The following is a 22,377-nucleotide window of genomic DNA, read 5'->3' as shown; positions in this document are numbered from 1 at the left end:
TATAATTATACTATAAGTATCTGAGCAATTCTCTGATATTTTATGATTATCGCCATTTGTTTTTCCGTATGCTAATTATTCCTGGGTATCAAAACTTACTTCTGATCTATGAAAGTGCTAATTCTTTAGTTTATCGAGCTAAACGTACCACAGATAATCAATCAGTTATTCTTAAACTTTTACAAGAGAGTTATCCTACTCCTGAAGAATTAGTTCGTTATAAACAAGAATATGAAATTACTCATAACCTAAATATAACAGGAATTTGCCGTTCTTTGAGTTTAGAAAAATATCAGAATAGATTGATTATTATTTTTGATGATTTTGGTGGTGAATCATTAAGAAAATGGATAGAAAATCGCACTTTTAATTTAAAAGAATTTCTGCAAATTGCCATTGGTACAACAGATAGCTTAATTCAAATTCATAGAGAAAATATTATCCACAAAGATATTAACCCAGCTAATATTGTTTATAACTTTCACACTCAGGAAATAAAAATTATTGATTTTGGTATTTCTACCCTACTAACTAAAGAAAATCCTATCCTGAAAAATCCTCATGTTTTAGAAGGTACACTTGCCTATATATCTCCAGAACAAACCGGCAGAATGAACCGCAGTTTAGATTATCGTACAGACTTTTATTCTTTAGGTGTCACCTTTTACGAACTTTTAACGAATCAATTACCTTTTGCCACAACAGATGCTTTAGAATTAGTACATTGGCATATTGCTAAACAACCATTATCTGCTTCTCAAATTAACCCAGAAATTCCTCAAGTTGTTTCTGATATCATTCTTAAATTGATGGCAAAAACTGCTGAAGAAAGATATCAAAGTGCCGTGGGAATTAAAGCAGATTTAGAAAAATGTTTAAATCAACTGCAAAGCAATGGTAGTATTGCTAATTTTTCTATATCTCATCAAGATATATCTGATAAATTTCAAATTCCACAAAAACTCTATGGTAGAGAAAAAGAAATTGGGACTTTGTTGAACACTTTTGAAAGAGTCAGTGTCAATTCTAGTGAATTGATGTTAATTAACGGTTACTCAGGTATTGGTAAATCAGCATTAGTGCAAGAATTATATAAACCAATTACACAAAAACGTGGTTACTTTATATCAGGTAAATTTGATCAATACCAGCGCAATATTCCCTATAGTGCCATAGTTAATGCTTTTCAACAATTAATCAAACAACTGTTAGCAGAACCAGAAGCACAATTGCAGAAATGGCAAAAGCAAATTTTAAAATCTGTAGGTATCAATGGACAAATTCTTATTGATGTTATCCCCGAATTAGAACTAATTATTGGTAAACAATCAGGAATTACGGAAGTTAGCGGCAATGAATCACAAAATCGGTTTAAATTAGTCTTTCAGAACTTTATTCAAGTTTTTACCAAACCAGAACATCCTCTAGTCATATTCCTCGATGATTTACAGTGGGCAGATAGCGCATCATTGAAACTAATGGAGTTGCTGATGAGTTCTTCATCACAAGGATTATTTTTAATTGGTGCTTGTCGAGACAATGAAGTCTCTGCTGTCCATCCATTAATCTTAACATTAGAAGAAATTGCCAGCAATGAAAAAATTATTAATAGCATTTATTTATTACCATTAACATTAAATACAACCAGAAAAATTATTAGTGATACTCTTAAATGTCCAGAAGAGCAAATCAAAGAATTGGCTGATTTAGTCCAATTGAAAACTGAGGGTAATCCTTTTTTTATTAATGAGTTTTTGAAATCTTTGTATACAGAAAATTTATTAGAATTTAACTTTGATAGTTTGCATTGGCAATGGGATTTAGAGAAAATTAACAGTAGAGGATTTAGTGATAACGTTGTAGAATTAATGTCCGGCAAAATTCAAAAACTGCCAGAAAATACACAACAGATATTAAAGTTAGCAGCTTGTATTGGTAATCAATTTGATCTGAATACTCTCAGTTTAATCATAGAAAAACCTTTAAGAGAAATAATTGATAACTTAGAATCAGCCATTAATTATAGTTTAATTATCCCTTTGGGCAGTAATGAAGAAATAGAATTAGCAATTCTTGATCCTGAATCAGAAAATTATCAATTACCCGAATATAAATTTGTCCATGATCGGATTCAACAAGCTGCTTATTCTCTAATTCCTGAACAAGAGAGAAATATTACTCATTATCAAATTGGCAAATTGCTCCTCCAGCAAACCGCATCCACAGCTATAGATGAACAAATATTTAGAGTAGTTAATCAGTTAAATTATGGCATTGAGCTAATTAACAATCAAATTGAACGCGATGAACTAGCACAACTTAATCTTTTTGCTGCACATAAAGCCAGAAATGCTACCGCTTATCAAGCTGCTAAAGATTATGCCCAAATCGGTTTAAATTCGTTAGAAAATAGAGATTCGGCTTGGCAACGACAGTATGAAATGACTTTGAAATTGCACGAAATAGCGGTAGAATTGGCTTCACTGTGTGGTGAATTTGAACAGATGAATGGGTGGTTTAATGCCGTGATTGATCATGCAGAAACTGCCTTAGAGCGCGTTAGTGTTTATATTGTCAAAATTCATTCATTAGTTGCCCAAAATAAGTTTTTTGAAGCAATTTCTATCGGTCAATCTATTCTCAAACAATTAGGAGTTGACATTCCTGATCATCCCTCTGAGCAACATATTCAAGAGGTGATCAAGTCTATAAATATATTGATGGAAAATCACTCTATTGAAGAATTGATTCACCTACCAAATATGGTAGATACTGAAAAATTGGCCATTATGCAGGTAGCGGCAAGTATTTGTCCTGTTTGTATTATAGTTGCTTCTCCCCTGTTACCTCTGGTGATTGTTTTACAAGTAAGTTTATCAATTCAATATGGCAATAGTTCTACTTCAGCCTTTGGTTATGCTTCTTACGGAACTTTTTTGAATATATTTACAGAGGATGTCACAATAGCGGATAGTTTTAGCCGATTAGCTTATCAAATGGTATCCGCAGCAGATGGTAAAAACGTGCGTTCTGCTACCTATGCGATGATTGGCTTTTATCTCCATCATCGCAAATCTCACTTGCGGTTGATGTTAGCTATTAATCAGGCTGGCTATCAAGCCGGATTAGAAACAGGTCAATTAGATTATGTTGGATATAATGGCCATGGATTTTGTTTAAATTCCTTTTGGTGTGGACAACCTTTAACAGAATTAGAAAAACAAATTCGGGCATACCGTCAGCAATTACTTGATTTCCAGCAACTAACCACAGCAAATTATTGTTCACTTCTTTGGGAAACAACGCTGTTTCTGTTAGGTAATCCAGAAAAAATCAACATTTCTTTTCAACAATCTGGGGATGAAGAACAACTGGTTTCTCAATCTCTTGCTGCTAAAGATATTTACCGAATATTTGCTTTCTATCTGTATAGAGCAATATTGCAATTTTTGATGGGAGACATTATTCAGGCTTCAGCAGATGCGGTTCAAGCCAGACAATATATCTTAGGCATTTTAGCCGGAATTATTGAAGCTGGTTTATATTTTTATGATTCTCTGATTACCCTAGCTATTGTACCATCTTCTTTAGATGAGGTAGACAAGCAACAGCAAACAGTTAAAGAGAATCAATCTAAGTTACAATTTTGGGCAGAACACGCCCCGATGAATTATTTACATAAATGGCAATTGGTAGAAGCGGAAAAATGCCGAGTTTTAGGAGAAAAGTTAGCAGCAATTGATTATTATGATCAAGCTATTGCTGGAGCAAAAGACAATGGATATATCCAAGAAGTTGCCTTAGCTTGTGAACTTGCTGCTAAGTTTTATCTATCTCAAAAAAAAGAGCTATCAGCTAGAGCATATATGCAAGAAGCTCGCTATTATTATCAGCGTTGGGGTGCTAAAGTTAAAGTTAAACAGTTAGAAAATCAATATCCTCAATTACTAACTGCAACTCAAGGAAGTGTTAGTAAGAATACAACATTGGTAGGAGTCACCAGCAGTGGCTCAAATACTAATTTAGATATTGCCAGCATTATTAAAGCTTCTCAAGCAATTTCCGGGGAAATTATGCTAGATAAACTATTATCTAGTTTAATGAAAATTCTCATCGAAAATGCCGGAGCGCAAACAGGATTTTTGATTTTAGAACATCAAGGTAGATTTTTGATTGAAGCCGAAGGACAAATTGATATTGATCAAGTTATTGTTTTGCAATCTCTGCCTTTGGAAAACAGTAACAAATTTTCAGTATCTATCATTAGATATGTAGTTAGAACTCAAGAAACTATAGTTTTAAATAACGCTACGAAAGAAGGTCAATTTACTAATGATTATTATGTTCAAAATCACCAACCTCAATCTATTCTTTGTATACCTCTGATTAATCAAGGGAAACTTATTAGTATTGTTTACTTAGAAAATAATCTCACTACTGGCGCATTTACAGAAGAAAGAGTACAAATTATTAAATTATTATCAGGACAAGCCGCCATTGCTATTGAAAATGCTAGATTTTATCAGAAAATGGCAGAACTGAATAAAGCCTATGAACGATTTGTTCCCCGTCAATTCCTACAATTTTTGCAGAAAGAAAGTATTATTGATGTGCGATTAGGTGATCAAGTTCAGTTAGAAATGTCTGTACTTTTTTCTGATATTCGAGATTTTACCAGGATGTCTGAAAAAATGACTCCTGAAGAAAATTTCAAGTTTATTAATGCTTATTTATCACGCATGGAGTCAGCAATTATTGAAAATCAAGGTTTTATTGATAAATATATTGGTGATGCAATTATGGCATTGTTTAGCGGTGAAGCAGACGATGCAGTTCAAGCAGGAATTGCCATGTTAAACCGCTTGAACCTTTATAATCAAGAACGAATTAATTATGGTTTAGAACCAATTAGAAATGGTATTGGTATTAACACAGGTTTATTAATGTTAGGAACTGTGGGAGGAAATAACCGCATGGATGGTACAGTAATTAGTGACGCGGTAAATCTAGCTTCACGGATTGAAGGTTTGACCAAAGAATATGGGGTATCTTTATTAATTTCTCAACAAACCTTTCAGCGATTACAAAAACCAGAAAATTATGCTATTCGTCAGGTTGATAAAGTGAAGGTTAAAGGTAAATTAGAAACAGTGACGATTTATGAAGTTTTTGATGCTGATACTCCTGATATTAAAGAACAAAAATTAGCAACTTTATCTACTTTTAATCAAGCCTGCGAAGATTATTATCGTCTAGATTTTGCCGCAGCAATTCAAGGTTTTGAAGCTTGTTTACGGATAAATCCTAGTGATAACATTGCTCAGATTTATTTACAACGTTGTCTATCTCATTAAGTCTTGATTATGTTCAGAGTTTATAAAAATTTAGTAAATTAAATCTAACTTAAATGCTATTTAACAGGAAAAATATGTTAATCTAATTACTAAGAAAATTTAAAAAACTATTATGACTATGGATACTTTCATAATTCGTCCCATGAACAGCTTAGAAGTAGATTTAGCCATTGCATGGGCAAAAATTGAAGGCTGAAATCCAGGCATCTATGATGCTGAGTCTTTCTATCAGACTGACCCCCAGGGCTTTTTTTAGGTGAGTTAAACGGTGAACCAATTGGGTGTATTTCGGCTGTTGCTTACAACCAGCACTTCGGTTTCCTCGCCTGAGTGCAACGTCACAAAATGTAGCCAGGATTTGAAACCGCTCGGATGTACACTAAAGAAACTCCAGATTTACCCATGAACTGCATCTTTGGGGTAACAAGTTTAGAACTTGGCTAGATATCACATTATTAATCAAAATTTCCCAATTTATGTCTAAAAAACGCATTTTAGTTACAGGTGCAAGTGGCTGTGTCGGTCACTATATCAGTGAAGCCTTAATTGAAAACACCAATCACGAATTGTATCTACTGGTTAGAAACCCCAATAAACTCCAAGTTGATACTACAGTCCGTCCCGGTATCACCATTCTTCAGGGTGATATGCAGGAAATTGGTAAATTCTCTAATTTACTCAAAACTATTGATGTTGCCGTATTAACAGCCACTTCTTGGGGTGGTGAGGGCATTTTTGATATTAATGTCTTTAAAACTCTAGAGTTAATGAACCTGCTAAATCCTGAAAAGTGTGAGCAGGTAATTTATTTTTCCACTGCGAGTGTTTTAAATAACGAAAACAAACCACTCAAGGAAGCGGGAGAAATTGGCACAGATTATATCCGTTCTAAATATGATTGTTTACATCAAATCGAAAAGTTAGCGATTTTTCCCAAAATTACCACGGTTTTTCCGACCTTAGTTTTAGGTGGTGATGACAAAAAACCCTATTCTCATCTCACATCTGGTATTCCTGAAGTTACTAACTATATTAATATCATTCGTTTTTTGCAAGCAGATGGCAGTTTTCACTTCATTCATGGGCGAGATATTGCTACAGTTATCCAATATTTAATTGATTATCCCCCCCAACAGGGAGATCCCCGCCGATTTGTGTTAGGACAATCGGCGTTAACTGCTAATCAAGCCATTGAAGAAGTTTGTGCTTATTTAAGTAAAAAGATTTATTTCCGCATTCCTCTATCTTTAGGTTTAGCTAATGTGATTATTGCTGTTTTCCGTATTCAAATGGCAGCTTGGGATAGATTCTGTATGAATTATCGTCATTTTAGCTATGCTAACGCCATTAATCCTAGTAGTTTCAATTTACCTAATTACTGTGCAACGATGAGTGATGTTTTGAAAATTAGTGGTGTGAAAGGCAAGACTTAAGCTATTTCAGGCATTAGCCCTCTCGTTATATCCCACCACAACCGAACATATTAGATAAAATAAATCATAGTGTGGAGTTTCCTTGCATCTACCTAACCTACAATAGTTGTAAATTTAGAAGAGGAGGATTTTTAATTATGACTCAAGCAGTAGAAAGGCAAAAATCTATTTTAGAAATAGTCCAAAATCTAACGCCTCAACAACAGGAGGAGGTTTTAAATTTTATTGAGTTTTTACAGTTCAAGTCACAAAAGCAGGATATAGATACAAAAGGTAAATCTCAGCAAAAATCACCAGAGGAATTAGGCTGGCCTCCTGGTTTTTTTGAACAAACTTATGGTAGTTGTCAAGATGATCCTATTATTATTGATGATGAGGATAATTTTGCCCAAAGAGAAGAAGCTGCATGATTTATTTGCTAGATACTAATTAATAATTGTCTGAATCAGGATGTCCAGGATTAAAGGATTAACAGGATGAAAATAGGGACTAATTTATGCTATTTTTTCCAATGACGGAATAGCGTAGATTTTTTCAGAGACTAAGATATTTGGGTCTATGGTAATTCGAGATTGCCCATCCATAATTATTAATTGTATGAATATATGAAATAGGAAAGTACAGAAACTAATTTTACCACTAATTTGTATCTACCTGCCGAGATTCTGCAATTGACTTTTTTATCTCTGCTGCTTCTGCGTCGCTTAAAATCCCTGCAAATTTAGCTAGGGGATGATCTTTGCCTGTAGCTTTCACACGATGTAAATAATCTAGTAAAAGTTGTACAATATCATCAGGAGTTTCTTCGATTTCTTGGATTAATTGTTCACGGTTTGTCATATATTTAAACCTCTAAAGCATAATCAATGGCGAACTGACAAGTCAGCGCTTACGCGATCGCATTCCTCCAGTTTATTTCATGCGATCGCTGTTCTTTATAAATACGGCTATCGCTCCCACGCAAACAAGATAACTGCACTAATAAAATAAAACTCTACAATGGGGTTTATCGCACTCAGGAAACCCCATCTATGGGGCGGATATTATGTTGTTCTAAGATTGAATTTATAGTATCAATTACGTCTTGCTTAAACGTATTGAAAAGGACAGGAGTATTTGGTAATTTAAATCTAGTAATGTTTTGATCTGGAATAATTTCACCCATTGTTTTATACTTGTTGTATGATTCTCTTAATATTCTTACTTTCTTATAAAGATTGTTAAGATCGTGTTCTAAATTTTTGTCATCAAATTTAGGAATGGGTTTTGCCAGCAATTTTCCGTTTATAAGTCCTGTTTTCAAGAGAGATATCAAATCTGTTAAAGCAGCCTCAAAGTCCTGATAGCTTGATTCTGTGTGAAATGAATCTTGGAGTGCTGGTCTATCAAATGCGTCTCTATATATTTTTAATGCTTCAATATCTCTTTGTTGTAGGATCTGCATTTCTAGTGATAAATTGTCATAAAATATTTCACTTTCAATTAAATGATTCAATTTTTCTAGTTTTTCATCTGAAAGGGATTTTGATTCACGTATTAAATCCTTTAAATTTATAACATCCTTCTTTGGATCAAATGTAAATAAATTTTGGGTATCAAATCCCTTTTGATATGTTTTTTGCTTGTCTCCCAAAAATAAAAATTTCAGATGATCGAAATGTTGGTATTTTTTCTTTCCAATAAATAAATTTATTGTTTCTTGTATTTTGGTTCGATGGTTTTTAAGAGAAGTAGATGTAACTTGAAAACAAAGTTTTCTCTCGTAATCACCCAAATCAATTGCAGCGCATGATTTATCCTTAGAATTTAAATTAATTAAGTTATAACCATATATTATATTTAGTAGCTTGACAACAAAATATTCAGCAATAATATTCTGATCGTAGAGGTCTAACTCTGCGTTATATTCTGTTGTATATTTTAATAGACCAAGTCCACGCGTAATATTTTTTAGAAAAGTTTCCCTTTTCAGCATAGTTGATACTAACCCAAGTTGCTAATTATTAATTCAAGACTTGTACACATAATGATACGTAGTTAGTGATAAAATTCTATCTTCATCCTGTAAATCCTTAAATCCTGGACATCCTGATTCAGACAAATTCCCTAACTAACAACTTATATTACTACGGATTCTTGCTTCCATGCAACATATCCCTTGTAAACTGAGGTGCAAATTCAATCAGTCCTAACCAGCTAAAGCAGGAATTTTCAAAGGCACAAGAGCTTTATGCAGTACACTAGGTTTTGCACTTAAATATACCTCACGGCAATTACTCTCGTTATATCCAACCACAACCGCGCCTATATTTGTACCAATTTCTGGATACATTTCTGGACTCATCCCCCCTTCATCTAAAAAATCTGGGATTTTGATCAACCCCTTAACTAAAGAATCATCAATATTGACAAAAACGCCAAAAGGTGTTTGAAACTCAACTTTTCCCAGAACAAACTGACCTAGTTTGTACGTAGATTTAATATTTTCCCAACTTGTACTATCCATAATATTCACCGTGATTTAAGGACGCGTGGAAATTGGTTAAGGATGGGAAACAAACTTTGAGGAACAACCACCTCAATTCGCTCACAACCATCTTTTTCATCATAACGACACTCAAGAGATTTGAAATACTGCTCGTAGCTTGCCTGATCAATATATACCTCAAGAATCCCCTCTTGATAGCTCTCGTTGAACTCCGCAGCAATGCTTCTGTCATTTGATCCTGCAAAGTAGCAACTTCCATCAAGGTAGGGGGGATTATAGGGAAAATCAGCGACTTGAAAGCCTTCCTGTAATAATTTTTGACCTTTACCTTTTTGTGGTGCTTTGTAAATTGTAACGCTTAGAGTAGATGCTAATTGACCAGACTGCATGAGTAGAATAAGCTCAAAACTATTTGTATTTTTTAATTGTTCCCAGTTTTCATCCTGCAAATCCTTAAATCCTGGTCATCCTGATTCTGACATCCTCCCATACAACAGCCAAATTGAGAAAAAAGTCAAATAGTCTTAATTTTGGTTACAGTTAGATCACAAATAAATCGTGAGGGGTGATACTATGCGTGTTTTGCTAGTTTATCCAATATTTCCAAGCACCTTTTGGTCTTATGAGAAAATTCTGGCGCTAGTTGACAGAAAGGTTTTGTTACCACCTTTGGGTTTGGTGACGGTAGCCGCTATTTTGCCCCAAGAATGGGAATTTAAGCTTGTAGATCGTAACATTCGCCCTGCCACAGAAGAAGAGTGGGCATGGGCAGATATGGTGATTTTCTCGGCCATGATTGTCCAAAAACAAGACTTACTTGAGCAAATTCGGGAAGCGAAACGACGGGGTAAGCTGGTGGCTTTGGGTGGTCCTTATCCTACCTCCACACCCCATGAAGTCGAAGCCGCAGGGGCAGATTACCTGATTCTGGATGAAGGGGAACTGACTTTACCCATGTTTGTGGAAGCAGTCAAACGGGGGGAAAAATCGGGAGTTTTCCGGGCTGCTGAAAAACCTGATGTTACCAGTACACCCATTCCCCGCTTTGATTTATTAGAGTTTAATGCCTATGATATGATGTCTGTGCAGTTTTCGCGGGGTTGTCCCTTCCAATGCGAATTTTGCGACATCATTGTTTTATATGGACGCAAACCGAGAACTAAAACTCCTGCACAACTTTTAGCCGAGTTAGATTATCTCTATGATTTGGGTTGGCGGCGGGGTGTGTTTATGGTGGATGATAACTTTATTGGCAACAAGCGGAATGTGAAATTGTTGCTGAAAGAGTTGAAAGTTTGGATGGAAGATCATCAATATCCCTTCAATTTTGACACAGAAGCTTCCATTGATTTGGCGCAAGACCAAGAAATGATGGAGTTGATGGTTGATTGTGGATTTAAAGCGGTATTTTTGGGGATTGAAACCCCAGATGAAGATAGTTTACAACTAACGAAGAAATTCCAAAATACTCGCAGTTCCTTAACTGAGTCGGTAGAAACCATTATCAGAACTGGACTGCGGCCAATGGCTGGGTTTATTATTGGTTTTGATGGTGAAAAAGCGGGTGCAGGCGATCGCATTGTCCGTTTTGCAGAGTTAGCAGCTATTCCTTCTACTACCTTTGCCATGTTGCAAGCGTTACCTAATACCGCTTTATGGCATCGGCTGACCAAAGAAGGCAGATTGCGGGAAAACCAAGATGGAAACATCAATCAAACTACATTGATGAATTTCATTCCTACCCGTCCTCTAGAAGAATTGGCGAGGGAATATGTGGAAGCTTTCTGTGCTTTATATGACCCTGTTGCCTACTTGGATCGCACCTATCGCTGTTTTATGATGTTAGGTTCTCCCAAATGGACACCACCAGCAAAAACACCAGAATGGGTAGTTGTTAGAGCCTTATTAATTGTCATTTGGCGACAAGGATTTAAACGGGAAACTCGTTGGAAATTCTGGCATCACTTCTTTAGTATTCTCAAGCATAATCCCAAGGTAATCGAACAATACGTTTCTACCTGCGCTCACATTGAGCATTTCATGGAATATCGGCAAATTGTCCGCGATGAAATCGAAAGTCAATTAGCCGCGTATTTAGCCCAAGGTGCAGAAACACCTTACGTACCTGTGAAGGAAAAAGTCGAAGAAAAAGCAGAAGCGGTAGTTTAGGGATATCGCAAAATTAGACGCAAAGGCATTAAGAATAATCTGGATACTTTGCGTCATCATTCATCGTATTTAGGTTTGACATGGATTTTTTAGCTAGATATTAATCGGCAAAGTCACTGTAAATGTTGAACCTACTCCCACTTGACTATCAACTGTAATTTCCCCTCCGTGGGCTATAACGCATTGTTTGACGATGGTTAACCCTAAACCACTACCAGGAATTATCCCCACGTTTTGTCCTCGATGAAATGGTTGAAATAGTTGTTTTTGGTCTGCTTCTGTAATGCCAATGCCCTGATCTTGAAATTTTAAAATTACGGTTTTTTCTTGTTTGATTAATTCAAATAAGACTGTACCACCGGGAATTGCATATTTAATGGCATTATTGAGTAAATTAGCGATAATATGCGTTAATAGAATTTCATCTCCCACAAATTCAAAACAGTGTTCAGAACTGGTAAATATTAAACACAATTGTTTTTCTTGGGCAGCTAATTGAGATTGTTCTACTAATTCATAGCATAATTTTTCTAAATTGAGTGTTTGTGATTCGTAGAATAATTTACCTGAATCAGATTTACCAATTAATGATGCCTCATCTAATAAATTTGATACATTTTTGATAGCGGAACGAATGAGTTGTAAATAATTAATGTCTGGATCATTTGTTAATCCTTCATTATGCTTTTGTAGTAATCCTGCTGCTAGGAGAATAGTATTTAAAGGATTACGAATATCATGGGAAAGCATAGAAACAAATTCAGATTTAAGCTGATTAATTTCTTGGGATTTTAAGAGTTCCGTAGTTTTTCCTTCGACTTTAGTTGCTAATGTTTGATTAACTTGATGTAATTGTTCTAAAAATTGTTTGCGTTCTATAGCATATCGCACAGAACGCACCAATGTATCTGGATTTATGTGTCTTTTGACTAGATAATCTTGCGCTCCCTGTCTGACGGCTTCAATGGCTAATTCTTCATCATTTGTGTTAGTCAGAACTATGATGGGGTTGCTAGGATTTTGCTGGAGTAACTGCGGGATAGAAACTAATCCTTGACTGTCAGGAAGGGTTAAATCTAACAAAATTACATCGTATTTTTCGCTGTTTAATTGGTTGATTCCGTCTTGGAGTCTTTGGACATGGACTAAACTAAAATTTTGAGATTTTGTCAGTTTAATAAACTCTTTTAATAACCTGGCTTCTGCTAAGTTATCTTCGATTAATAGGATCTTCAATGTGGAAGTTGCTGTGATCATTTTCTGGTTTTACCTCTTGTCAGTTTTGAGTACCGGAGACTTTTTTTCTAAATGATTTAATGATTTACCAGGTTATTCTAATGGTAATGTTGCGGTAGAAAACCAAAATTCCTCTATACTCTTGATGATTTGGAATAGCTGATTGAGGTTACGAGGTTTGGCAATGTAACAGTTGGCGTGTAAGTTGTAACAACGATAAATGTCATCTTTATTTTTAGAAGTGGTTAACACTATGACAGGAATGCGTTTTAGTCGAGGATCAGATTTAATTTCGGCTAATACCTCTAGTCCATTTTTTTGAGGTAAATTCAAATCTAATAAGATTAAGTCAGGACGTGCTGCGTTAGCATATTTACCTTCTTGACGGAGGTAAGCTATAGCTTCTATACCATCTGTAACTGTAACTACTTGATGGGGTAAGGAAATGGTTTTTAATGCTTCTTGAATGAGACGAACATCAGCTTTATTGTCCTCCACTAAAAAGATTGTTTTCTGTGTTTCTGCCATTTTGACGCTCATGATCAAATCCTTTAATGGGAATCGTAAAGTAGAAAGTTGCACCTTGTCCAATTTGTGACTCTACCCAGATTCGTCCACGATGACATTCGATAATTTTCTTACAAATAGCCAAACCCATTCCTGTACCTGGATATTCATCTCTAGTGTGTAAACGTTGAAAGATAATAAAAATGCGATCGCTAAATTGTGGATCTAAACCAATACCGTTATCTTGAATTGAAAATAACCATTCATCTTCTAATCTTCTCGCACTAATATGAATCTTTGGTGGTTGACTACTGCGGAATTTGATAGCGTTACCAATGAGGTTTAAAAATAGCTGAATTAATTGTGTTTCATCAGCCATAACTGTGGGTAAAGGATCATGGGTAATAATTGCGTCGGTTTCCGCAATGCGTTGACGTAAATTCTTCAAAGTTCGATTTAAAGCTGCTTCTACTTCAGTGACTTGAAAAGCAATTCCTAATGTATCTACGTTGGAGTATGCAAGTACATCATCAATCAACGTCTGCATTAAACTTACACCTTCGACGACATAACCAATAAATTCTTTTGCATCTGTGTCTAGTTCTGTTTCGTAGCGCATTTCCAAAAGTTGGACATAATTGGCTACTTGATTGAGTGGTTCTTGCAAATCATGGGAAGCGACATAGGCAAATTTTTTCAATTCTGCATTAGAACGTTGTAAATCTTCAGCTAATTGGGCTAATTCATCAGCTTGACGGAGGACAATATTAATGATTGATTTTCGCAATTCTAATGCAGCTTGAATTTCTACATTTTGCCAAGGTAAAGATGTTAATTTAACTATTTCTTTCCATAAATCAAATGATTTGCGTGGAGATAAACGGACATTTCCTGCTGATTGATCAACTGAAAAAGCCTGATTGGGATTTCCACCCCAATTTACAGTTTGAATCATTTCTGGTCGAAACCATAATACATAATTTTTCTGAGAAATGGGGATAGCTAATAACCCACTAGCAACATTTTTAAAGCCAATCGCGTCTGGATAAATTTGCGGTAAAGAATCTGTAAAAAATACCTCATCTTTTACATTATTTTTCAGCCATTCTCCTAAAAAATTCAATTCTTCTTCTTGAGGAGTATTTCCAATCAAGGTATACTTACCACCAAAATAGATTGCTGCACCTTCAGCATTAGTTAAATTGAGCAGATTTGGTTGATTTCTGACTAAACCATCAATAAAGTTTTCTGATTCAGACATATATTCAACCAATTGTGATTGAACTTTTTTTAAACTTATTTGATAGTCGTAGTCTTCTATTTCTTCTTTGCCAGAAATTTCTGAAAATATGATTCTTCCTAAAAATTCACAAGCTTTCCGTAATTCATAGGAAACATATTTGGGTGATTGATGATGACAAGCAACTAAACCCCAAAGTTTGTTATCCTTAATTAAAGAAATCGTCAAAGATGCACCTACACCCATATTATGTAAATATTCTAGATGACAAGGTGCAGCACTTCTGAGAATGGAATTAGTTAAATCAATCGGTTTTCCGCTGACTGGGTTAATTTTGGGAAACAGTTCGGCTGATGATTGAATTTTTGTATCGGGAATAACTCTAATAGAGTTTTCTAGAAATAATTTTCGTGCTGGCCGAGGAATATCTGATTCTGGATAATGTAAACCTAAATAGGGTTCTAAAGTATCTATTTTTTCTTCAGCAATGACATAACCGTGGTCATCATCACAAAATTTATATAACATTACCCTGTCAAATCCTGTCATTTTGCGGATTTCCTGGACAATGATTTGACTAAATTCGCGGAGGCTTTTAGTTTTTTCTAAACGATTAACTGAGGCTTGAGCTAAATGATAAAAACTTAAAAAGGGAATATTTTCTTGAGAGTCTGTAGGTTCTAACTCTAAGATTAAAAATCCTTCTAAATTACGGTAAAAAGTGGCATCAAATACTGTATATTCATCCCCTTGTTTCTTAATCCAGATTTTTGTAGGGTTAATAAAATCTAGATTTTCTTCTGATAACCAAAATTTAATTTTCTGAATTTGGTAAGGATCTAATAAATCTTCTAATTCCTGTTGTACCACATCTTCTGGATATATGCCAAAAGTGCTGAAAGTATTTTCACTAACTTGTAATATTTGTAAATCTGGCTCTTGTAAGACTAATAAAATCCCATGAGGTTGAATTTCACTAACCAGATGTATTGGTGCTTCTTTTAAGCTAGTGATATTAATATTTTGCTGCTTGACATTGATATCCATAAAGCCTTTCCTCCATAATGTTGGAGCATAAAATATGTGGATTTAATCTAAATTCCTCACACCTCTAAAAATCATCTTTGATTTAGTACCTTTGATAGTAGCAAAGCCGATAGATATAGTTGCTCTTACCTACTATTTTTGCACAGAACAACTAGCTGTTACCAAATATATAGATAAGAAATGTAAAAAGTAAGATGGTTAAAGCTACAGAAATTGTGTATATATATTAAGAAATTTCTATCAAATCCAAGAACTAAACCACATCCGCATTCTATAACCATCAGGAGAGAGAGGTAAACCTAAATAAATAGGCATCCAGAAAATAAAAGCAGCGACAATTATAAAAGTTATGGTTACACCTACTGCCCGAAGTGGGCGATAATAACTCAGCAAACATTGATCAACAACCCAAGCGATCGCTATAAATGTAAAAATAACCGCAGACATATAATGATATATAAAAACACACCTTGTTACCTTCACCCAAGGGAGGAGATTAGCTCCATAATTTATGACTAAAAATAACCCAATCCAAGTATCAATGGTAAGATTTTTAGGAATAAATAACCGCTTTTTTTTGATTCCCGGCATCGTAATGTTTATAATCACCATCCCAATTAAAAAGATTATAGCAGCCAAACCAAACCACCATAAAAAAGGATTTCCCATAGCATGAACATCATAAATTACTTTACCAGCACCATCAGGTAAGGGAGGCCCAAAGACAGGTAAGGAATCTTTGATACTTTGAGCAGTTTGATAATAATAAGCCATGGGACGAGTTAACAATGGCCATTTATACCATGCTGCACAATAAGGATGAACGCTAGGACTATTTCCACCTAATTGCAGATGAAATTGTAAAATTTGTTTATGAACTTCAATAAATCCATATCTTTTATCAAGTTGGAGATGAGGAATCCAAATCAGACTATAAATAACTGCGGGAATAATTCCTAAATAGGAAAACATCTGCCAAATATTTAATTTAGTCAGATTTTGCCAGGGTATTTTTATAGGATCAGATGGGGAATTATTGGCATATTGAAAAAATCGCAAATAAGAAAATAATGGCACACGGGATGTATTATCAAAAGATTGCAACCAGCGAATTATCCAAGCTGCTATCCACACACCATAAGTACCAGTTAAAAACCAGAGACCGTTCCATTTTGTCCCAATAGAAGCACCAAAACTTATTCCGGAGAGAATTAACCAAAACCACCGTTTTTGCTTCTCTAAAGCTAATAATAATAACCATTGTCCTAATAGCCCAAAAATAACTATATAGACATTACTTAAAGCATAACGAGATTCTACTAAAAATAATCCGTCACAAGCTGTAAACAATCCTGCTAATAAAGCGAAACGATGACGATGACTAAATTGATAAGTCAATAAAGTCACGACTACGGGAATCAATGAACCAATGAGAGCATTTACCCAACGGTAATTCCAAGGGGATAATAAAGAATCTGTGAGACTATTGACAGTATCTCGGCCAATGGGAATATATTTACTCATCCAAATCCCCAACCCAATCATATATTGGCTTAAGGGTGGATGAGCATTAAAAAATGGTGTATGAGTAAGATAGTTGTTACCAAATTTGGCAAAATAAACTTCATCAAATACTAAAGTATTAAATCGGCTTATTCCCCAAAAACGCAAACTAATTGAAAGCAGAAATATTGCTATTATTCCTAATCTAAACCAATTTTTTTTCATCTCTTATTTTTATTTTGGTGTTTTTGAAATAGCAGGAGTTCCATACTATTCTATAACCAGATGAACCGCCGATGATCCCAAGAACTAAAAAAATTCTGATTCATCTATTGGTAGTTGAGTCCAAATGTAGAATAATAGCCCTAACACAGTCAGAAAACTTAATTTACCATGTCACAATTAGAACGATTGCTAAAAATGGCAGAAGATGAACTCACGGAGTATAGCACTGATGCCCGCAAAATGGAAAAACTCCGCCGAAAGATCGGTTTATCGGTATCATTAGCAGAACAGCGGCAACTAAAGGCAGCGTTATTAGCTACAATACCATCTAGTAAAATTGCAGGAGTTGTGGAGGAGCAAAGACAAGTCGTGGCCTTGCCATTTTGGGGAATTGCTGGTTTGGGTTTGTTATTGGGGATTTCCCTAAATCAACCCATTGGCTTATTAGCAGCTATCGGGGGAACTGTAGCGGCTTTTAGGATTCAACAATGGGGTTGGCAATTACAGGCAAATCGCCTATTATTACGGACATTAGAAGATATTGAAACCCGGATTTCTCAACCAAGTAATTAAGTAAAAACAACAAATTAATTGAGGAGATAGAAGTGATGACAAAGTATGATTATATTTTCCAATCAAAAGAAACAATCAAAGAATCATTGAATGAACAAGAAGCTGTTACGGCAATTGCTGTGATTACAACAATAGTTGATTCTGGCAGTGAAAATATAGATGCGGAAAGTTTAGCTGATATTCTTTGGGAGTTTGAAATATTTGATGAATACTCAGAAGAGGAAATGTTAGAAACCGTGGATAGACTGATAGAAATTGCCGGAGAAGCTGGATTAGGTTCTTTGTTTAATGCTGCTAATGCGGGGATTTCTGATGAGGCAGTTCTAGATGGTTTTGCGGCTGGAGTAATTATGCTTTTAGATGCGGAAAATTTGATTATTCCTGCAAATAAAAAGGTTTTTCTGAAACAATTACAAATGGCTTTAGAACTAGAAGATGAAGAAGCAGAAGAAATTATCAAAGAAATAATTGCCGCAATTGAAGCCGGAGATGAGGAAGAATATCTAGATGAAGAATATGAAGCAGTCATATTAAATGAAGCTGGTGAACAATTTTACCAATCACCTTTGGGTAACTTTACAGTTCCTATTCCTCTGGATTCTGAACAGGGGGGAAAAATTCAAAGTGAAGAAGGCATGGTGAACTTTTCTGATGATATTGGCACTTTACTCAGAATTGATTATTATCCTCTCTCTCCCGAACAAATTGATGATCTAGAATCCCAAGAAGAGGAAACATATCTGCATGGAGTTATTATAGATAAATATGTCCCCCAAGCGATTATTTCTCATGTTCCTAGTGCTGAAGTCAAGTATACAGAATATTTGCAAAATACTTTAGAAAAATATTACTATGTATTAGTAAATATGCCCAAAGGTTCAACTATATCTAAGCATGAAACTAATGGCAATGGAATGAGATTAGATGCCTATAGAGGATTATTGTCTTTTGTCAATAATGAATGTTTGTATATAGTTAGTAGTCAACGCAGCTTTTTAAATGGTGAAATACCTGGTTCTGTGAAAGCAGAAGCTGAGAAAATAAAGCGCAGTATTTTAGATTTTGTCAGCACTATTGAGTTTGCCTAAATCTAAATTTCTCAATATTAGCGATCGCACAGGGCAGAATTGCGGGAAACTAAGAACAGTTCTATGAAAATTAGGAGAATCTCATGGCTTGGACTCAAGTTTTAGCTGCTAACGCACTGGCTGCCGGTGCGCGTGAAGTAGTCAAAGTAGGTAATCGCAAAATCCTACTCTTAAACCACGAAAATCAGCTTTATGCTGTAGATGATACCTGCCCTCACTTAAAAATGTCCTTGAAAAAAGGAAAAATCGAAGATGGGGCGATTGTTTGTCCCTTCCACCGCAGTGCATTTGACTTAGGTAATGGTGAAGTAAAAACCTGGTGTCCGTTTCCACCCGTAGTTGGTAAATTACTGTCAATGGTTTCTTCAGAAAAAACCTTGCCAACCTATCCCCTGAAAGTGGAAGAAGGCAATATTTTGATTGATGTACCAGCAGCATAATTAGGTAGATACAATTAAATATGAACATGGGCGGGCAAGGATGCCCACCCCACAGAAAATATATAACTCTTGTGGGATGGGCTTCTAGCCCGTCCTAGTCCAAAATATAAAAATATGACTCAATGGCAAGATCCAATCCATCAAACAATTAAACAGTTAGCTAATCAAGCCATAGCACAATCAAATCCATCATCCTGGTTTGAATGCCGACAAGCTAAGAAATGTTAACGAAGCTTTAGCAAACCTGTCTCTCACCTATTTTTAAGCGATAATAGAAACATAAGAAAACGGAGTTGAGAAAAAACTCCTTCTATTAAATAACTAGTTAGTTGCTAGTAAGTAGAGGTGGAATATGACAACCCAAAATTTCCTAATCCCTCACGCTTATACTTATCTACTCGTTAAAATCGGTGTCTTAGTTTTAGCTTTGTTACTGTGGTTTATATTCACAGCCGCCCCTGTTATTTAATTGTATTCATCACTTAGAGATGTTTGATAAAACGTCTCTATTTTATAGGTTTTAGCGATGAGAATCTTTTTGGATATTAATAGAACTAGTCAGCCAACCCCGTCGCCAAAAAAAGTATAGTAAACTTATTGCAATTAATCCCATAACTCCCAAACATAATGGGTAGCCCCAATACCAATTTAATTCAGGCATATTGTGGGGTGATTTTTCTGTGTTAAAATTCATGCCATATACCCCGGCAATAAAAGTCAAGGGAATAAAAATAGAAGAAACCACCGTTAGCAATTTCATAATTTCATTCATTTTATTACTAATTGCTGATAAATACACATCCATTAATCCAGCTACTAATTCTCGGTAAGTTTCCACTATATCCATAACTTGGACTGCATGATCATAGCAGTCTCTTAAATAAATTCTCACATCATCACTAATTAATTCACTACCATCTCGAATTAGAGAATTAATGGCATCTCTTTGTGGCCAAATTGCCCGGCGAAGTTGCAATAATTCCCGCCGAACTTGATATATTTTTTGCAATGTTTTCTGACTAGGATTAACAATTACTTCTTCTTCTAACTCATCAATGCGTTCGCCATAAAGTTCTAAAACTGGGAAAAATCCGTCAATAATTGCATCTAATAAAGAATAAGCTAAATAATCACTACCTTGTCTGCGGATAATACCTTTATTTTTATCAATTCTCATTCTTACCCCATCAAAACAATCATGTTCCGGTTCTTCCTGCACTGTTAACACATAGTATTTGCCTAATACCAAACTTACTTGTTCACTATAAAAACTGCCATTATTGTGATTAGGTACAACCATGTGGGCAATAATCACCAATTGATCTTCATAATCCTCAATTTTTGGCCGTTCTACCATGTTAACAATATCTTCTAAAACCAAAGGATGTAAATCAAAAGATTGACCTAAACGGTGTAAAATATCTTTACTACCTAAACCTTGGACATCTACCCAAGAAACAGATTCTGTATCCAAATAGTTAAGACATTCTTCTGGGTAACTTATTTGTTTATGAATCAGATCAGTTTGGTTATAGTCAATTAAAAAAATTATGGGTTTTTCAGCATTTTCATCAACAATAATTGTCCCTGGTGGAGTTCCTGCTTGGTGAAAAAAATCCTTATCATGTGACTTATTAATAGCTTTGGAAATTCGGCGAATTTTCTTAACCATAAATTTTTAATCTATAGATATTAGTGATTAAAATTCTAACGCATATTATATAATACTTCTAGTTTATCTAGATAAAAAATATGCTTATGCAACTAAACCAGCAAAAATTTTGGTTAATTGGACCTAAAGTAAAACCATCACAACAGATTATAGGTGGTGGTTTTATTTTACCAGATGGACAAGTAGCTATCGCTAGAATTTTACCACATTTCAGTTATGCTACTTTTCCATCTCTAGCATCTTTTCAACAATTGCAAAATCAAAGAGGGAGAAAATTAATATTTGGGGAAAATTCACCAGATAGTTATCATCTACAAAGTTTTAAACTAGTTAGAGATAAAGATGTGACAGGTATCAGCGGTATTGGTATAGTTGCTATAGGATGTTACTTTCAATTTTTTAATCAAGATTTGAGTCCAAATCCCGGTAATATTGCTGTTATGCAATGGTTGACAGCACCTAAATCCACAGCCTGGTATAATGAAGGATGGGAACAAATTAAATTAATTCATGGACATAAAGGTAAAACCAAAATTGTTGTAGATTAAATATACCCTATTCAAAAAAATCCCAAAATTTTCCATTTATGAATACTAGTGAAAATCTGATCTTAGTTGTTGGTTCTACCGGTGGAGTCGGACAACTTGTAGTTGGTAAACTATTAGCAAAAGGCTTACCCGTTCGTATTCTCACCAGGAATGCCGAAAAAGCCGCAAAAATGTTTAATAACAAAGTAGAAATTGCCGTTGGTGATATCTGTCAACCCAGTACATTGACAGCAGCAATGGCAAATATTACCTCTATTATTTGTTGTACAGGAACTACCGCTTTTCCTTCTGCAAGATGGGAATTTAATCAAACCCCCAATATTATCGAATTAGGAATTGCTGCATTTAATCCCCAATTCCTAGAAGATAAAGCGAAAAATACCCCGACTAAAGTTGATACTCAAGGTGTAATTAATCTAATTTCCGCAGCCCCAAAAAACTTAAATCGCTTCGTGTTTGTTTCCTCCTGCGGAATTTTGCGGAAACATCAATTTCCTTTTAGTATTCTCAATCTTTTTGGTGTACTTGACGCTAAAGAAAAAGGAGAACAAGCAATTATTAATTCGGGCATACCTTATACTATCATTCGTCCCGGACGTTTAACTGATGGACCATATACATCCTATGATCTCAATACCCTACTCAAAGCCACAAGTGAAGGTAAATTAAACGTCATTTTCGGAATAGGAGATACAATTTCCGGTGATACTAGCCGAATTGATGTAGCTGCAACTTGTGTAGAAAGTTTATTTTATCAAAGTTCTGTTAATAAAGTTTTTGAAATGGTCAATCAAGGAAATAGACCGACTATAATTGATTGGCAAAGTCTTTTTTCACAATTATAACCAAGAAAG

The 22,377-nt window shown here is 35.0% G+C and carries 18 protein-coding genes; 9 read left to right on the top strand and 9 right to left on the bottom strand.

The genetic code is table 11. The features are described from left to right. The first annotated feature begins 68 nt into the window (after positions 1-68). The 3 genes from FJR11_RS01260 (at position 69) to FJR11_RS01250 (ending at position 7,197) form a co-directional block, all read left to right on the top strand. Complete coding sequence (locus FJR11_RS01260; RefSeq protein WP_168501909.1) at positions 69-5,354, top strand: AAA family ATPase; 5,286 nt, start codon at positions 69-71, stop codon at positions 5,352-5,354. Between the two features lie 476 nt (positions 5,355-5,830). Next, positions 5,831-6,787 carry an NAD(P)-dependent oxidoreductase gene (locus tag FJR11_RS01255; RefSeq protein WP_168501908.1) on the top strand — a complete coding sequence of 319 codons (957 nt, stop codon included), beginning with the start codon at positions 5,831-5,833 and terminating at the stop codon, positions 6,785-6,787. 137 nt (positions 6,788-6,924) lie between these two features. Further along, positions 6,925-7,197, top strand: a complete 273-nt coding sequence (locus FJR11_RS01250; RefSeq protein WP_168501907.1) for a DUF2281 domain-containing protein — start codon at positions 6,925-6,927, stop codon at positions 7,195-7,197. Positions 7,198-7,426: 229 nt separating this feature from the next. On the opposite strand, the gene FJR11_RS01245 is transcribed toward FJR11_RS01250, so the two are convergent. From FJR11_RS01245 to FJR11_RS01230, 4 genes are all read right to left on the bottom strand, one after another. Then, positions 7,427-7,627: a hypothetical protein gene (locus FJR11_RS01245; RefSeq protein ID WP_168501906.1), complete on the bottom strand. Its 201-nt coding sequence runs from the start codon at positions 7,625-7,627 to the stop codon at positions 7,427-7,429. Between the two features lie 175 nt (positions 7,628-7,802). Beyond that, the gene (locus FJR11_RS01240) at positions 7,803-8,762 is read right to left on the bottom strand and encodes an SMEK domain-containing protein (RefSeq protein WP_168501905.1); all 960 of its coding nucleotides are present in this window, start codon (positions 8,760-8,762) and stop codon (positions 7,803-7,805) included. Positions 8,763-8,975: 213 nt separating this feature from the next. Further along, positions 8,976-9,293, bottom strand: coding sequence for an RNA-binding protein (locus FJR11_RS01235; RefSeq protein WP_168501904.1), 318 nt, complete (start codon positions 9,291-9,293; stop codon positions 8,976-8,978). A gap of 5 nt (positions 9,294-9,298) precedes the next feature. After that, positions 9,299-9,724: a hypothetical protein gene (locus FJR11_RS01230; RefSeq protein WP_254444644.1), complete on the bottom strand. Its 426-nt coding sequence runs from the start codon at positions 9,722-9,724 to the stop codon at positions 9,299-9,301. A 124-nt stretch (positions 9,725-9,848) separates the two neighbouring features. Between FJR11_RS01230 and FJR11_RS01225 the strand changes: the two genes are divergently transcribed. Further along, complete coding sequence (locus FJR11_RS01225) at positions 9,849-11,444, top strand: B12-binding domain-containing radical SAM protein (protein ID WP_168501903.1); 1,596 nt, start codon at positions 9,849-9,851, stop codon at positions 11,442-11,444. 93 nt (positions 11,445-11,537) lie between these two features. Here the strand turns inward: FJR11_RS01225 and FJR11_RS01220 are convergent, their stop codons facing one another. The 4 genes from FJR11_RS01220 to FJR11_RS01205 form a co-directional block, all read right to left on the bottom strand. Continuing rightward, positions 11,538-12,701, bottom strand: a complete 1,164-nt coding sequence (locus FJR11_RS01220) for a hybrid sensor histidine kinase/response regulator (protein WP_168501902.1) — start codon at positions 12,699-12,701, stop codon at positions 11,538-11,540. 72 nt (positions 12,702-12,773) lie between these two features. Then, a complete protein-coding gene (locus FJR11_RS01215) occupies positions 12,774-13,220 on the bottom strand; it encodes a response regulator (protein ID WP_168501901.1) in 447 nt (148 codons plus the stop codon). After that, complete coding sequence (locus FJR11_RS01210; RefSeq protein WP_168501900.1) at positions 13,165-15,474, bottom strand: ATP-binding protein; 2,310 nt, start codon at positions 15,472-15,474, stop codon at positions 13,165-13,167. Before FJR11_RS01210 ends, FJR11_RS01215 begins: the two co-directional genes overlap by 56 nt. A 240-nt stretch (positions 15,475-15,714) precedes the next feature. After that, positions 15,715-17,202 carry a dolichyl-phosphate-mannose--protein mannosyltransferase gene (locus tag FJR11_RS01205; protein ID WP_168501899.1) on the bottom strand — a complete coding sequence of 496 codons (1,488 nt, stop codon included), beginning with the start codon at positions 17,200-17,202 and terminating at the stop codon, positions 15,715-15,717. Between the two features lie 168 nt (positions 17,203-17,370). Between FJR11_RS01205 and FJR11_RS01200 the strand changes: the two genes are divergently transcribed. The 3 genes from FJR11_RS01200 to FJR11_RS01190 all read left to right on the top strand — a co-directional run bounded on the left by FJR11_RS01200 (position 17,371) and on the right by FJR11_RS01190 (position 19,303). After that, a complete protein-coding gene (locus FJR11_RS01200) occupies positions 17,371-17,775 on the top strand; it encodes a hypothetical protein (protein ID WP_168501898.1) in 405 nt (134 codons plus the stop codon). Positions 17,776-17,810: 35 nt separating this feature from the next. Beyond that, positions 17,811-18,863, top strand: coding sequence for a hypothetical protein (locus FJR11_RS01195; protein ID WP_168501897.1), 1,053 nt, complete (start codon positions 17,811-17,813; stop codon positions 18,861-18,863). Between the two features lie 83 nt (positions 18,864-18,946). Next, entirely contained in the window at positions 18,947-19,303 is a 357-nt protein-coding gene (locus FJR11_RS01190) for a Rieske (2Fe-2S) protein (protein ID WP_168501896.1), read from the top strand. A gap of 520 nt (positions 19,304-19,823) precedes the next feature. On the opposite strand, the gene corA is transcribed toward FJR11_RS01190, so the two are convergent. Continuing rightward, positions 19,824-20,975, bottom strand: coding sequence for a magnesium/cobalt transporter CorA (gene corA / locus FJR11_RS01185; RefSeq protein WP_168501895.1), 1,152 nt, complete (start codon positions 20,973-20,975; stop codon positions 19,824-19,826). A gap of 86 nt (positions 20,976-21,061) precedes the next feature. Here corA and FJR11_RS01180 point away from each other — a divergent pair, with 86 nt between their 5' ends. Together FJR11_RS01180 and FJR11_RS01175 are read left to right on the top strand one after the other, a co-directional pair. After that, on the top strand, positions 21,062-21,523 hold the full coding sequence (locus FJR11_RS01180; RefSeq protein WP_217358202.1) for a hypothetical protein: 462 nt from the start codon (positions 21,062-21,064) through the stop codon (positions 21,521-21,523). 38 nt (positions 21,524-21,561) lie between these two features. Next, the gene (locus FJR11_RS01175) at positions 21,562-22,368 is read left to right on the top strand and encodes an SDR family oxidoreductase (RefSeq protein WP_168501893.1); all 807 of its coding nucleotides are present in this window, start codon (positions 21,562-21,564) and stop codon (positions 22,366-22,368) included. Positions 22,369-22,377: the final 9 nt, after the last annotated feature.

Origin of the sequence: Anabaena sp. UHCC 0187 (assembly GCF_009712035.1) — a bacterium.
Classification (GTDB): domain Bacteria; phylum Cyanobacteriota; class Cyanobacteriia; order Cyanobacteriales; family Nostocaceae; genus Dolichospermum.
The sequence above is the reverse complement of the archived record's forward strand: the minus strand, read 5'-3'. Positions and strand labels throughout refer to the sequence as shown.

Bases quoted from the DNA above. Each gene is read 5' to 3' on its own strand.
- FJR11_RS01235 (WP_168501904.1), bottom strand. From the start codon at position 9,293: ATGGATAGTACAAGTTGGGAAAATATTAAATCTACGTACAAACTAGGT.
- FJR11_RS01210 (WP_168501900.1), bottom strand. From the start codon at position 15,474: ATGGATATCAATGTCAAGCAGCAAAATATTAATATCACTAGCTTAAAA.
- FJR11_RS01215 (WP_168501901.1), bottom strand. From the start codon at position 13,220: ATGAGCGTCAAAATGGCAGAAACACAGAAAACAATCTTTTTAGTGGAG.
- FJR11_RS01255 (WP_168501908.1), top strand. From the start codon at position 5,831: ATGTCTAAAAAACGCATTTTAGTTACAGGTGCAAGTGGCTGTGTCGGT.
- FJR11_RS01260 (WP_168501909.1), top strand. From the start codon at position 69: ATGCTAATTATTCCTGGGTATCAAAACTTACTTCTGATCTATGAAAGT.
- FJR11_RS01240 (WP_168501905.1), bottom strand. From the start codon at position 8,762: ATGCTGAAAAGGGAAACTTTTCTAAAAAATATTACGCGTGGACTTGGT.
- FJR11_RS01245 (WP_168501906.1), bottom strand. From the start codon at position 7,627: ATGACAAACCGTGAACAATTAATCCAAGAAATCGAAGAAACTCCTGAT.
- FJR11_RS01220 (WP_168501902.1), bottom strand. From the start codon at position 12,701: ATGATCACAGCAACTTCCACATTGAAGATCCTATTAATCGAAGATAAC.
- FJR11_RS01250 (WP_168501907.1), top strand. From the start codon at position 6,925: ATGACTCAAGCAGTAGAAAGGCAAAAATCTATTTTAGAAATAGTCCAA.
- corA (WP_168501895.1), bottom strand. From the start codon at position 20,975: ATGGTTAAGAAAATTCGCCGAATTTCCAAAGCTATTAATAAGTCACAT.
- FJR11_RS01180 (WP_217358202.1), top strand. From the start codon at position 21,062: ATGCAACTAAACCAGCAAAAATTTTGGTTAATTGGACCTAAAGTAAAA.
- FJR11_RS01175 (WP_168501893.1), top strand. From the start codon at position 21,562: ATGAATACTAGTGAAAATCTGATCTTAGTTGTTGGTTCTACCGGTGGA.
- FJR11_RS01200 (WP_168501898.1), top strand. From the start codon at position 17,371: ATGTCACAATTAGAACGATTGCTAAAAATGGCAGAAGATGAACTCACG.
- FJR11_RS01190 (WP_168501896.1), top strand. From the start codon at position 18,947: ATGGCTTGGACTCAAGTTTTAGCTGCTAACGCACTGGCTGCCGGTGCG.
- FJR11_RS01195 (WP_168501897.1), top strand. From the start codon at position 17,811: ATGACAAAGTATGATTATATTTTCCAATCAAAAGAAACAATCAAAGAA.
- FJR11_RS01225 (WP_168501903.1), top strand. From the start codon at position 9,849: ATGCGTGTTTTGCTAGTTTATCCAATATTTCCAAGCACCTTTTGGTCT.
- FJR11_RS01205 (WP_168501899.1), bottom strand. From the start codon at position 17,202: ATGAAAAAAAATTGGTTTAGATTAGGAATAATAGCAATATTTCTGCTT.